12 protein-coding genes are annotated in these 14,195 nt (G+C 42.9%); all 12 read left to right on the top strand.

The window, feature by feature from the left end:
• Window positions 1–168: 168 nt before the first annotated feature.
• Entirely contained in the window at window positions 169–1,776 is a 1,608-nt protein-coding gene (locus RDS42_RS06170) for a glutathione ABC transporter substrate-binding protein (RefSeq protein WP_308782865.1), read from the top strand.
• A gap of 203 nt (window positions 1,777–1,979) precedes the next feature.
• A complete protein-coding gene (locus RDS42_RS06165) occupies window positions 1,980–2,900 on the top strand; it encodes an ABC transporter permease subunit (protein ID WP_308782864.1) in 921 nt (306 codons plus the stop codon).
• An 11-nt stretch (window positions 2,901–2,911) separates the two neighbouring features.
• Window positions 2,912–3,814 carry an ABC transporter permease subunit gene (locus tag RDS42_RS06160; RefSeq protein ID WP_308782863.1) on the top strand — a complete coding sequence of 301 codons (903 nt, stop codon included), beginning with the start codon at window positions 2,912–2,914 and terminating at the stop codon, window positions 3,812–3,814.
• Between the two features lie 12 nt (window positions 3,815–3,826).
• Window positions 3,827–4,810, top strand: a complete 984-nt coding sequence (locus tag RDS42_RS06155; protein ID WP_308782862.1) for an ABC transporter ATP-binding protein — start codon at window positions 3,827–3,829, stop codon at window positions 4,808–4,810.
• Window positions 4,811–4,816: 6 nt separating this feature from the next.
• Complete coding sequence (locus RDS42_RS06150; RefSeq protein WP_308782861.1) at window positions 4,817–5,800, top strand: dipeptide ABC transporter ATP-binding protein; 984 nt, start codon at window positions 4,817–4,819, stop codon at window positions 5,798–5,800.
• 21 nt (window positions 5,801–5,821) lie between these two features.
• Window positions 5,822–7,132 carry an alpha-L-fucosidase gene (locus RDS42_RS06145; RefSeq protein WP_308782860.1) on the top strand — a complete coding sequence of 437 codons (1,311 nt, stop codon included), beginning with the start codon at window positions 5,822–5,824 and terminating at the stop codon, window positions 7,130–7,132.
• Between the two features lie 36 nt (window positions 7,133–7,168).
• Window positions 7,169–7,930, top strand: a complete 762-nt coding sequence (locus RDS42_RS06140; RefSeq protein WP_308782859.1) for a DeoR/GlpR family DNA-binding transcription regulator — start codon at window positions 7,169–7,171, stop codon at window positions 7,928–7,930.
• A 50-nt stretch (window positions 7,931–7,980) separates the two neighbouring features.
• Window positions 7,981–8,736 (top strand): copper homeostasis protein CutC, encoded by a 756-nt coding sequence (locus tag RDS42_RS06135; protein ID WP_308782858.1) that lies wholly within the window; start codon window positions 7,981–7,983, stop codon window positions 8,734–8,736.
• Window positions 8,737–8,781: 45 nt separating this feature from the next.
• Complete coding sequence (locus RDS42_RS06130) at window positions 8,782–11,289, top strand: transglutaminase domain-containing protein (protein ID WP_308782857.1); 2,508 nt, start codon at window positions 8,782–8,784, stop codon at window positions 11,287–11,289.
• A 46-nt stretch (window positions 11,290–11,335) separates the two neighbouring features.
• Window positions 11,336–12,067: a glucosamine-6-phosphate deaminase gene (nagB, locus tag RDS42_RS06125; RefSeq protein ID WP_308782856.1), complete on the top strand. Its 732-nt coding sequence runs from the start codon at window positions 11,336–11,338 to the stop codon at window positions 12,065–12,067.
• Between the two features lie 95 nt (window positions 12,068–12,162).
• Window positions 12,163–13,635 carry an aminotransferase class V-fold PLP-dependent enzyme gene (locus tag RDS42_RS06120; RefSeq protein ID WP_308782855.1) on the top strand — a complete coding sequence of 491 codons (1,473 nt, stop codon included), beginning with the start codon at window positions 12,163–12,165 and terminating at the stop codon, window positions 13,633–13,635.
• Between the two features lie 11 nt (window positions 13,636–13,646).
• Window positions 13,647–14,195: guanylate kinase (locus tag RDS42_RS06115; protein WP_308782854.1), on the top strand; the 549-nt coding region annotated here is incomplete at its 3' end.

Below are 14,195 nucleotides of genomic sequence, written 5' to 3'. Positions count from 1 at the left end.
CAAGTTAAGAGAAGCATTTTTATGAGTATGCAAAGGGGCATGTTTGATCCGGATTATAATAAGAACATTGCAAAAACGCAAAAAATAAGAGATGCTTTTTTTGTACCCGTATTTCATTATGAACTTGTAACTTATTAACAAATAAACAAAGAAAAAGGAGAAGGATTTATGAAAAATCGTAAAAAAGTTCTCGCAGCTCTTATGGCAGGTGTTATGACTCTGTCTATGAGCACAGCAGTATTCGCAGCAGAAGACGGATACGCAGTAAAAGCAACAAACACAGATGCGAAATCAAAGGACAATGACCTGGTGATCGCAATTGAAGGAAGTGTAAGTTCCATGGACCCGGCAAATATTCCGGATACGAATGCTATTTCTGCAACCCGTGGATGTTATGAGATGCTTATCACTTTCAATGAGAATCAGGAACTGGAAGGACAGCTGGCAGAATCCTGGGAGGTTTCTGAGGATTCCCTTACTTATACATTCCATCTTCGCGAAGGCGTTAAATTCTCCGATGGAACAGACTTTAATGCAGCAGCTGTAGTGGCAAACTATGAAAGAATCATTGATCCGGAAAATAAACTTCGTCAGAGAAGAACTTATGTTGTAGCTCAGCCGGACGGAACAGAGAAATTCCGTGTTGAGAGCATTGAGACTCCGGATGACTATACAGTAGTGTTCAAGCTTACAGAAGCATGGTCTCCGTTTATCAACCGTATGACACAGTTTTGTATGATCAGCCCGGCTGCTCTTGAGGAATACGGCAATGATATTATGAACCATCCGGTAGGAACAGGTCCATTTATCTGTACAGAGTGGGAGGAAGGCGATCATACTTCTTTCGAGCGTAATGAAGATTACTGGGGAGAAAAAGCTTCCGTAGATACTGTTACTATTAAAGAGGTACCAGAGGCTGGTTCCCGTACAGCAATGCTCCAGACTGGCGAGGCAGATCTTGTTTATCCGATGCCTGCAGACCAGATGGCAGCAATCCAGGGAAGCGATGATGTAAATGTACTTGCAGCAGACTCTAATATCATGAGATATGTAACTCTGAATATGAATCTTCCGGAGCTTCAGGATGTTAAAGTACGTCAGGCTATGAACTATGCTATCGATAAAGATGCATATATCCAGCTTATGTATGCAGGAAACGGAAAACCGGCAACATCTGTTGTTCCTTCTATTATCGGCGGATATAAAGAGCAGACCCCATATACATACGATGTGGAGAAAGCAAAAGAACTTATGAAAGAAGCCGGATACGAAGATGGATTCAAGCTTACTCTGTGGGGAGACAACATCACTCAGGATGTAAAGGGTATGACATTTGTAAAACAGATGCTTTCTCAGATCAACATTGATGTAGAAGTACTTCCGATGGAAGCAGCTACTATCAGTGATAAGATTTATGTAGAAAAAGATGAGGCTGAAGTAAACATGTGGTATGTAAACTGGTCTGCATCTGACTTTACTATGGATGGTTCTGTACGTTCTCTTCTGTACAGTGACATGTGTCCTCCAACCAGTGCGAATACAGCATACTTCAGCGATGAAGAATTTGATAAACTGTTAGACGAAGGTCTGGCTACTGCTGACCCGGAAAAACAGGCTGAGATTTATGGAAAAGCTCAGACAATCGCATGGGAAGCAGCACCATGGCTGTTCCTTGGTAATGACCAGCTTCTGTATGCAGCAAAATCTTATCTCTCCGGCGCATATGTATCTCCGGACGGATCATTTAACTTTGCACATGCAGAACTTGCACAGTAAGAGTCACGAAAATAAAACAGAATAGGCAACTGGGGCGACAGGCGCCGCAGTGAAATATGACAGAGCAAAAAAGTTCTGAGTAGGAAACTGCCGTACAGCGGTCTGTGACCATTCACAGATGTGCATACGGTAGTTTCTTTTACTGTACAGATGAGAATCGTACAGCATATAAATTTTTAAAATATCAGACTGGAGGTAATAAAATGGGCAAATATTTTTGCAAGCGTGTAGCAAGCGCAATTCCACTTCTGCTTGTAATTTCATTTGTGGTATTTATGTTCATCCATATGATCCCGGGAGATCCGGCCAGAATGATCGCAGGACAGGATGCAACAAAGGAAGATGTAGAGGTAGTAAGAGAGCAGCTGGGTCTGAATGAGCCTCTGCTTGTTCAGTATGGCCATTACATGAAAGGTCTTTTTACCGGAGATCTTGGCGATTCTGTAAAAAATGGAAAAACAGTTGTTGAAACAATCGCACCAAGACTGAAACCTACAATCATGCTGACAGTATCAGCTATGATCTGGGCAACTATCATAGGTATTGCTCTGGGTATCATTTCTGCAGTATTCCATGGAAGAGCACTTGACTATATTGGAATGATCATTGCGATTTCTGGTATATCTGTTCCAAGCTTCTGGCTGGGACTGGAACTGATCCAGGGATTTTCGGTTGCATTGAACTGGCTGCCTACAGGAGGACTGGATTCCTGGCAGAGTTATATTCTTCCATCTATCACCATGGGTGCAGGAATCATGGCTGTATTAGGAAGATTTACCAGATCCACTATGCTGGAGACCATGCGTGAGGATTATGTCCGTACAGCACGTGCCAAAGGTTTAAAAGAAACTCTGGTTGTTATGCGTCATGCATTTAAAAATTCTCTTATTGAGATTGTTACTGTTGCAGGCCTTCAGATCGGCGGTCTTCTTTCCGGTTCTGTTATGGCGGAAACAGTATTTTCCATCCCGGGTCTTGGACGTCTGCTGGTAGACTCTATTAATTTCCGTGATTATAAAGTAGTACAGGCGTTGCTTCTGTTCTTTGCAGCGGAATACATTTTCATTAACCTGATCGTGGATGTCCTTTACGGAGTGATCAACCCGAAAATTCGCTATAACTAGGAGGAAAAAACATGGCACAGACAAATACAAATTTAGACCAGAACAAGTTTGCTGCTGCTGAAGAGCTTCCTAAAGCGCAGAGTAAGGTAAAAGAATTTACCAAGAAGTTTATGAAGCGTAAAACAGCAGTTGTTTCTCTTGTTTTTATACTGTTTATTATTTTAATGGCGGTCATTGCGCCGTTTGTAGTTCCTTATGCACCGGATCAGCCGGATTATACAGCCCTTCTTCAGGGACCAAGCGCAGCTCATATCTGGGGTACAGATGAATTTGGCCAGGACGTATTCAGCCGTCTGATGGTAGGTTCCAGATTATCTCTTTCCTGTGCCCTGATCGCTACTGTGATCGGAACAGCCGGAGGAGTTGTTTTAGGTCTGATCGCAGGTTTCTACGGCGGATTTGTAGACTCCCTGATCATGAGATGCTGTGATGTTCTTTTTGCATTTCCGGATATCCTTCTTGCAATCGCAGTTGTTGCAATTATCGGACCTGGTATGGTAAACGTTATGATTGCTGTTGCAGTGTTTACGGTGCCATCCTTTGCCCGTATCATACGAAGCGCAACTATTTCTGTTAAGCAATCCCTTTATGTGGAGGTTGCCCGTTCTCTGGGATGTAAAAACAGCCGGATTCTGTTTGTACATGTGTTCCCGGGAACTATCCAGTCCATGATCGTAAACTTTACCATGCGTATTGGTACAGCAATCCTGGCGGCATCTTCTCTTAGCTTCCTGGGATTTGGAGCTAATGTTACAGAACCTGACTGGGGTGCAATGCTTTCACTTGGACGTAACTATCTGAATACAGCTCCTCATATGGTACTGTTTCCAGGTATTCTGATCTTCCTTACCGTTCTGGCATTTAACCTGCTGGGCGATGGTCTCAGAGATACTCTGGATCCGAAGATGAACTAGGAGGGAGAAACCATGGCAGAAAAATTATTAGAAGTAAAAAATCTCCGCACAGAATTCAAGCGGGACAAAACATGGGTGACAGCAGTCAATAACGTATCCTTTTCCATTGACAGAGGAGAAATCCTTGGTCTGGTAGGAGAGTCCGGATGCGGCAAGTCTGTTACCTCTCTGTCCGTTATGCGTCTTCTGGCAAGAAACAGTAAAATATCCAATGGAGAAGTAATCCTGAATGGAACAGATCTTCTCAAAGAAGATAAAAAGGGAATGAGAAATATCCGCGGAAGAGAAGTTGCAATGATCTTCCAGGAACCGATGAACTCTCTGAACCCATGTATGAAAATTGAGAAACAGCTTACAGAGGCGATTCTTCTTCATAATGATTTCAGCAAGGAGCAGGCTCATCAGAGAGCGTTTGATGTACTGAAATCTGTTGGTATCCCGGAGCCGGAAATGACTCTTAAGAGTTATCCTCATCAGCTGTCCGGTGGTATGTGTCAGCGAGTTATGATCGCTATGGCAATGTCATGCGAGCCAGAACTTCTGATTGCAGATGAGCCTACTACAGCTCTTGACGTTACTATTCAGGCACAGATTTTGGAACTGATGGAAGAAATCCGTGAAAAGAAAAATACAGGTATCCTGATGATCACACATGACCTTGGTGTGGTTGCAGAAATGTGCAGCCGTGTGGTTGTTATGTATGCAGGCCGTATCGTAGAGGAGGCTCCGGTAAAAGAGCTGTTTGCAGCTCCGAAGCATCCATATACACAGGGACTGATCGCTTCTGTGCCGAAGCTTGGCAGCGGAGTGGAATCTCTTCCGTCTATCCCGGGAAGTGTGCCGGATCTTTCCGTTATGCCAAAGGGATGTAAATTTGCACCAAGATGCAAGTATGCAACAGATATCTGCAGAGAGAAGGAGCCGGAGCTTGAGGTTGTAGACGGAGTCCATAAATGCAGGTGCCATCATTTTAAAGAACTTGGAAAGGAGGCGTGATCGGTCATGAGTGAAGCATTAGTATCTGTAAAAAACATATCAAAAACATTTTCTGCAAATAAGGGGATGTTCGGCAAGAAAAAATTCGTTCATGCCGTAAACGACGTTTCCTTTGACATTATGCCGGGAGAAACTTTTTCTTTGGTAGGAGAGTCCGGCTGTGGTAAATCCACAACAGGTAAACTGATCGATCATCTGATCACACCGGACCAGGGTGAAATCTGGTTCCAGGGCAAGGATATCTCAAAAATCTCTGATAATGAGATGCGTCCCTTAAGATCCGAGATCCAGATGGTATTCCAGGATCCTTATGGATCTTTGAACCCAAGAATGAAGGTGCAGGACCTGATCGGAGAACCTCTTCTGATCCACACTAATATGACAGCAGGTGAAAGATTGAAAAAAGTTCATGAGCTGCTTGGCGTCGTAGGTTTAAGTCCTTCTCATGGAGAACGTTATCCTCATGAGTTTTCAGGCGGACAGCGTCAGCGTATTGGTATTGCCAGAGCACTTACTGTACAGCCAAAGCTTATCATTGCTGATGAGCCGGTATCTGCACTGGACGTTTCTATCCAGGCACAGGTACTGAATCTTCTGCAGCAGCTGCAGAAGGATTATAATCTGACTTATCTGTTTATCTCTCATGACCTCAGTGTTGTGGAGATGATCTCAGACAGAATCGGTGTTATGTATCTTGGAACTATCGTAGAGACAGCTCCGAAAAAAGAGCTTTATGCAAATCCAAGACATCCGTATACAAGAGCGCTTCTCTCTGCAGTTCCGATTCCGGATCCGGAGAAGAAGTCCAGCCGTATCATCCTTCAGGGTGATCTTCCGAGCCCAAGTAATCCGCCGAGCGGATGTCTGTTCCACACAAGATGTCCTCACTGCACAGAGAAATGTAAATGTGAGCGTCCGCAGCCGGTAGAGATCGCACCGGGACATATTGTAAAATGCCACTATCCGGATATTCAGGAGACAGCAAAATAAATTTCCTACAGGAGGAAGGCCATGTACACATTTAACAGAGAAGAGTACAACAAAAGAATGGAATGGTACCTTGACGCAAGATTTGGAATGTTCATCCATTGGGGACTGTATTCCATTCCTGCCAGAGGCGAGTGGGTAAGAAGTGAAGAAGAGATCACAAAAGAAGAGTATATGAAATACTTTGATGAATTTGATCCCGTTGATTATGATCCGAGAGCCTGGGCCCGTGCGGCAAAAGAAGCCGGAATGAAATATGTTGTTCTGACAGCCAAGCATCATGACGGATTCTGTCTTTTTGATAGTCAGTATACAGATTTTAAATCCACAAATACCAAATGCGGACGTGACCTTGTAAAAGAATATGTAGAGGCAGTGCGTGCAGAGGGGCTGAAGGTTGGTATTTATTTTACCATTATTGACTGGTATCATGACGATTATCCTCATTATGGAGACCGACAGCATCCCATGAGAAATAATCCTGCCTATAAAAATGATAATCGGAATTTTGATAATTATCTTACTTATATGCATAATCAGATTCGAGAAATCTGTACCAATTATGGTAAGATCGATATTCTCTGGTTTGATTTCTCCTATGATGATCTCAGAGGAGAAGCATGGAAAGCAACAGAGCTTATGAACATGGTGCGCAGTCTCCAGCCGGATGTGATCATTGACAATCGTCTGGAAGTAAGCGGAGAAGGATACGGTTCTCTGGCAGAATGTAAGCCGACACCGTATCACGGAGATTTTGTAAGTCCGGAGCAGATGATACCGCCTAATGGTATTCAGGATGCAGAAGGCAACGATATTGCATGGGAAGCATGTTTTACCATGAACAATCACTGGGGTTACTGTGCAACAGATCATTTCTATAAACCGGCTCCTATGCTTATTAAAAAGCTGGTCGAATGTGTTTCCAAGGGTGGAAATCTGATCCTGAACGTAGGACCGGATGCAAAAGGCAATATTCCTGAAGAATCCATGAAGATCCTTCGGGAGATTGGTAAATGGATGAAGAAAAATGGAGAGAGTATTTATGGATGTGGTAAATCCAAGCTGGAGAAACCGGATTACGGACGTATTACATCCAAAGGGAATCATCTGTATTTCCATCTTTTTGAGAATACTATTGGTCCGGTACCTCTTCTTGGGGTTCCGAAAGATCGTTTAAAGGCAATCCGTTATCTGGCATCCGGAGCAGAAGTTCCGGTATCTAACAGCTGGGTACATAGTGATTATCCGGATATTGTATTTGCAGATCTTGGGCTGGATCCTGTTCTTCCGGATCAGACAGATACAGTACTTGATGTAATTCTTACAGAAGAATAAAGACAAAAACTCCTCTTAAATGAAAGGAGGTACTTCATGTTTACAGAAGAAAGACAAAGTGCTATCATCATGTGCCTTCAGGACAAGGGGAAGGTTAAGGTAAAAGAACTCAGTGAAAAATTTCAGGTGTCTGAGGACTGTATCCGTAAGGATCTGAAGACTCTGGAGAATGCCGGAAAACTGAAACGAACCTATGGAGGGGCAATTATGTCTCAGGACTATCCCCTCCAGCGGGATGTGATCGACAGACGAAATTATCATCTGGATAAAAAGAAGATTATTGCAGAAAAAGCTATGGGGCTGATCAAGAGTAATGAAACTATTTTTCTTGACATTTCTACTACAAATATTGAGCTGGCAAAACTTCTGGCAGCATCCAGGATGAGGATTGTTGTTGTTACCAATATGATCGATATCATGCAGATACTGGTACAGAATCCGATGATCACTGTGATTGGCACAGGCGGGACCATGTATCAGGGAGTCAATGGATTTATGGGAGCAGCTACGATCGAGGTATTGAAACAGTACAGTTTTGACAGAGCCTTCCTCGGAAGCTGCGGTGTAGATATGGTGGATCTTACTGTTACTACTCTTGGAGTTGAGGATGGACTGACAAAAAAAGCAGTGATCCACAGCAGCAGGCATAAGTACGTTGTTATGGAAAAAGAAAAATTCTATTTTAATGATTCTTATAAATTTGCACATTTTGATGACATTAACGGGATCGTAACGGACGAGTATCCGGATGATACGATTGTAAATACTCTTGAAGCATCCGGTGTAAGACTGATCTGAAATAAGAGGTGTGCAGATAGAAATACAGAAAGGGGGAAGACAGAGACATTATGACTGATTTTATTTTAGAAGCCTGTGTAGATTCTGTGGAGTCTGCGCTGGCAGCAGCAAGAGGCGGCGCCAGTCGTCTGGAGTTGTGCGGCAGTCTTGTGATAGGAGGGACCACACCAAATCCGTGGCTGTTTCAGGAAATCAGGAAGCATACGGATATCAGGATCCATGTACTGATCCGCCCCAGATTCGGAGATTTCTGTTATACAAACGAGGAGTTTGTTCTGATTCGTGAAGCAGTAAAGGAGTTCAGAAAACTTGGTGCAGAAGGTGTTGTGATCGGATGTCTGAAACCGGACGGCACCATGAATATGGAACAGATGAAGATTCTGATGGAGGAAGCAGAGGGTATGTCTGTGACACTTCATCGTGCCTTTGATGTTTGTGCAGATCCTTACGAGACAATGGAACAGGCAATTTCTCTTGGGATTGATACGATCCTGACTTCCGGACAGAAAAATGTCTGCACTCTGGGAACAGATCTTCTGAGGGATCTGGTGGAAAAAAGTGCAGGAAGAATAAAAATCCAGGTGGGAAGCGGAGTAAATGCGGCCGTAATCCGTGAGATATATCCGAAGACCGGGGCAACTGCATTCCATATGTCCGGAAAAAAGACTCTGGACAGTGAAATGAAATACCGGAAAGAGGGAGTAAATATGGGACTTCCTTCTCTCAGTGAATTTGAGGTCTGGAGAACGGATGAGACAGCAATCCGTGAGGCAAGACAGGTTCTTGATCAGTTTGAGGGAAAATGATTTTATATCCTCTTTGCCTGTAAATCCAGGCAGGAAAGGAAATATATGAGCGAATTTCTGAAAGAAAGCCGGGAGCGTATCCTTAAAGGATATGAAGAAATAAAAGTACAGTTTCCCGGTATATTTGAGGAGACAGACAAAAAGATCAAAGAGCAGGAGCCAGAAACGGCTCTTGCTTTAAAATATCTTTATATGACTATGCCATGCAGTGACATGGGAAATTATTCATTTGAAATATTTCTTGATTATGCAAAGAACAGTGTACGGATATGGCATGAATCAGAAGGCGTAAAATTGCTTCCGGAAGATATTTACCTGAATTATGTACTTTATCACAGAGTAAATGAGGAAGAGATCGCTCCGTGCAGAACTTTATTTGCAGAAGAGATCAGTAAATTCATGGAAGAGAATGGAAATGAAACTCTTCTTTCTGGATTCAACAGAAAAAAAACTGCCATTGAGGTAAATTACTGGTGCGCACAGGAGGCAACTTATCACTGTACAGACGACAGAACACTTTCGGCACTGACTGTTTACCGTAGGGGAAACGGGCGATGCGGAGAGGAATCTGTGTTTACGGTAAATGCAATGCGAAGCATAGGAATTCCTTCCCGCCAGGTTTATGCACCGAAATGGTCTCACTGTGATGATAATCATGCATGGGTGGAAATCTGGAATGATGGAGAATGGTATTTCCTTGGTGCATGTGAGCCTCTTCCTATCCTGAATAAAGGATGGTTTACCAATGCTTCTTCCAGAGCTATGATGGTACATTCCCGGTGGTTTGATCAGGCAGAATCAGGTGAAGAAAAAATCGGAACAGATGGAATGGTGACCATGCTGAATGAGCTTTCTCGTTATGCGGCGGTTACAGAGTTTTCTGTAAAGGTTGAAGACGAGGAGGGAAGGCCGGTTTCCGGAGCAGAGGTTTCTTTCCAGGTGCTGAATTATGCGGAATTTTCTCCTGTGGCAGAGGGTGTTACCGGAGAAGATGGAACCTGCAGCTTTACCACGGGACTTGGAAGTCTTGCAGTGCAGATATCCAGGGATGGGCAGTGTGAATGTGTTTTTGCAGATACCAGAGAACAGAAGCAGATAAGAGTTATCTTTGGAAAAAATGCCGGACAGAAAGATGTCTGGGAAGCTGTTGATATGATCGCGCCGGTAGACACTCCTGTAAATACAGACATGCCTACAGCGGAGCAGACAGCAGAAGGCAATATCCGTCTGGAAAAGGCTGCGGCAAGAAGAACAGCTAAGACAGAGGCATGGGTAAATCCTGAATGTGAAAAGTTTCTTCAGGGATGCTTTACAGAAGAGAACACAGAGGATGAAGAGGAAGGGCTTCTGAGAGAGGAGCTTCTGAATGTACTGACAGAAAAAGACAGGACAGACTGCAGAGCAGAAGTACTGGAAGAACACCTTCGTTTTGCTATGCCTTATGAGGAAGAACTGGAACATTCTGTTTTTGTAAATTATGTATTGAATCCTCGTATAGACGACGAGGTTTTGATGAAATACAGAGAAGTTATAGAAAATACTTTTTCTGAGGAAGAAAAGCTCTGTTTCCGGGAGAATCCTGCATCTATCTGGACAGAAGTAGATAAAAGGATTAACTCTATTCCTGAAAGAGAAAGAGCAAGTGTGATCACTACACCTGCAGGCTGCCTGAAAACAAAGGTGGGCAGTATTTTATCAAAGAAAATTCTTTTTGTGGCCATTGCAAGGACACTTGGAATACCGGCCAGACTGAATCCGGAAGACCGTTCCATGGAGTACAGAAAGGATGGAAGATTTATTCCGGTACTTCCGGAAGCAGAAAAGAACTGTCATATTGTTCTGAAAGCGGGAGACGGAACACAGTGGAAGTATTTCCAGAACTGGTCTATGGCAAAGCTTGAAAATGGAACGTATACCTCTCTTCGTCTTGGCGGTCTTTTATGGAAGGATGATTTACTGGAGGCGGATCTGGAGGCAGGAACATACAGGATTACTACATCAAATCGTCTGCCAAATGGAAATATGTTTGCTTACGTATATTATTTTTCTGTGGATGCAGGCGATAAAAAGGAAATCTCTATGATTCTGCGCCAGGCAGATCTGGAAGATATGCTCGAAAATATTGAACTTCCGGAATTTCAGCTTCGCAAGGATGAGGATGGAAATGAAGTGGTACAGGCATCTGAGCTTACTGCAGAGGGAAAACATATTCTGATGTTTCTGGAAGAAAGCAGAGAACCTACCGAGCATATCCTGAATGAGATGATGGAACAGCCGGAGGAATTCAGAAAAATTTGTTCCAGAATCCTTTTTGTGGTACAGAGCCAGACCGCACTTAAGGATCCTACAATCAGCAAAGCTCTTTCCATGTTCCCGGAAATTCAGGTATATTATGATTATTTTGCTGATCATATTGAGCTTTTGGGAAGAAGATTGTATGTGGATCATGAAAAACTTCCGCTTATTATTGTAACATCTGAAAAATTAAATGGAATTTATGCCACAAGCGGTTATAATGTAGGTACAGGGGATATGCTTCTCCGACTGATGTAGGAAGCAGTCCTGAAAATAAAAACATATATTAAAGGAGGACTTTGCAATGAAATTTTATTGTGGAGAAGATTACAAGGCAATGAGCCGCATCGCAGCGAACATTATTTCCGCTCAGATCATTATGAAGCCAGACTGTGTTCTGGGACTGGCTACCGGCTCCTCACCGGAAGGAACCTACGCACAGCTTGTAGAATGGTACAAAAAAGGTGATCTTGATTTTTCACAGGTGACAAGTGTAAACCTTGACGAATACAAAGGTCTTTCCGGAGACAATGACCAGAGCTATCGTTATTTCATGAACACACATCTGTTTGACCATGTAAATATTGATAAGAGCAGAACTTTCGTTCCGAACGGTCTGGAACCGGACAGCGAAAAAGCATGCCGTGAGTATGATGAAGTTGTTGCAGCTACAGGCGGAGTTGATCTCCAGCTTCTTGGAATCGGACATAATGGACATATCGGATTTAATGAGCCTGCAAGCGAATTCTGCAAAAACACACAGTGTGTAGATCTTACAGAAAGCACAATTGAGGCAAATAAGAGATTCTTTGAAAAAGAAGAGGATGTTCCGCGTCAGGCATATACAATGGGAATCGGAACAATCATGAGAGCAAAGAAAATCCTTCTGGTAGCATCTGGTGAGGGTAAGGCTGATATTATTGCAAAAGCATTTACCGGCCCGATCACTCCTGAAGTACCGGCTTCTATTCTTCAGCTTCATAATGATGTTACTGTTGTATGCGATAAAGCTGCAATGAGCAAGATCAAATTATAAATATTTTGTAAAAAATGTTAAGAAAAAACTGGCGTGATGACATCTGCCCCGGATTAATGGTATAATATCCTCATTTAATAAACGAGAGGAGATCTATGGACAGATTATATAAAAAACTGGAAGAGTATGGAAAATCAGATTTCTATCCTTTTCACATGCCGGGACATAAGAGAAATCCCCTGTCTGTGGCAGGGGATTTTCCTGTTCAAAAAGATATTACGGAAATTGCAGGTTTTGATAATCTTCATCATCCTGTAGATGTTTTGAAAACAGCCCAGGAAGAAGCGGCCCGTCTTTACGGAGTGAAAGACAGTTTTTACTGTATTAATGGAAGTACAGGAGCAATTTTGGCAGCTGTTTCGGCCGCTGTAAAAAGAAATGGTCATATTCTGATTGCCAGAAACTGCCATAAAGCTGTTTATCATGCAGCTTATCTCAGAGAGCTAAAAGTTACCTGTATTTATCCACATGAGGATTCAGAACTGGGGATAAATGGGGGAATTTCTCCTTTACGTGTGGAAAGATGCCTTTCTGACAATCCGGAGATAGGGGCAGTGCTTATAACTTCTCCTACTTATGATGGAATTGTATCAGACATAAAGCGAATTGCAGAAATTGCTCATGAGTATAAAATACCTCTGATCGTAGATGAAGCCCATGGAGCACATTTTCATTTTTCGGAATATTTTCCGGTATCGGCAGCAGAATTAGGGGCAGATATTGTGATACACAGTCTTCACAAGACACTTCCCTCTATGACTCAGACATCCTTGCTCCATTTATGCAGCGACAGGGTATCAAGAGAGCTGCTCACCAGATTTCTGGGAATTTACCAGACAAGCAGTCCTTCGTATGTTCTTATGGCATCTATGGATGCATGCCTGTATAAACTGAGAGAAGATGGAGAGAAAATGTTTTCAGAATATACCGGCAATCTGGAACGGGCAAGGGAACGTCTGTCAAAGTGCAGGTATATCCGTCTGGAAAATACAATGACAGATCCGTCACTGGGGATTTTTGATGTAGACAGATCGAAGCTGATCCTTTCAACCGTACACAGCACCTTGAACGGAAGGCAGCTTACAGAAATATTAAGATCAGAATTCCATCTGGAAATGGAAATGGAGGCAGAAAACTATACACTGGCGCTGACTTCTGCAGCAGACACCAAAGAAGGATTTGAACGACTCTGCTGTGCTGTTGAAGAAATTGACAGACGGGAATCGTTAAAATATACAGAGGATCTGGAAGTTCAGGAAAAATCCAGATACCAGGAATTAAAACAGATCATGAAAATATCTCAGGCTATGGATGCTCTTACAGAAAGAATTCCGATGGAGGAAAGCATTGGAAGAGTATCGGCAGAGTTTGCATATCTTTATCCGCCGGGAATCCCGCTGCTTGTTCCGGGAGAACAGATCACTGGACTTTTGATAAAGAATATGAGAAGATACATGGAACAGGGATTTGATCTTCAGGGACTCAGTGATGTATCAAATGCTTCTGTTCTGGTAGTTACCAATGAAATGAGAGAGGCTTCTCTGAAAAAAACAGAGAGAACGGTTTAAAGCAGTCTGCAATGGGAAAAATATTTTATATTATGGGAAAAAGTGCTTCCGGAAAGGACAGGATCTATTCGCTTCTTTTAGGCAGAGAAGAACTGGAATTGAAAAAAATGGTCCTTTATACCACACGCCCTATACGTGCAGGAGAAGAAAACGGAAGAGAATATTATTTTACAGATGAAGAACAATTAGAAAAATTCAGGATCAGTGGAAAACTGATCGAATCCCGGTCTTATGATACGGTACATGGAGTATGGACATATTTTACTGCGGATGACGGTCAGATCAGACCGGACGGAGCAGATTATTTAGGAATCGGGACACTGGAATCTTATCAGAAAATGAAAGAATATTATGGAGCAGACAGGGTATGCCCGATTTATATCCAGGTTGAAGACGGAGAACGGCTTCAAAGGGCGCTTCTTCGAGAAAAGCAGCAGAAGAACCCGAAATACGCAGAAATGTGCAGGAGATTTCTGGCGGATCAGGAGGATTTTTCTGAAGAAAAGATCGATGAATCTGGGATTGCTATAAGATTTGAAAACGATGATCTGGATAAATGT

The organism is uncultured Blautia sp. (assembly GCF_902497045.1).
Classification (GTDB): domain Bacteria; phylum Bacillota; class Clostridia; order Lachnospirales; family Lachnospiraceae; genus Blautia_A.
Note: the sequence above shows the minus strand (reverse complement) of the source record. Positions and strands in the feature narration are given on the sequence as shown.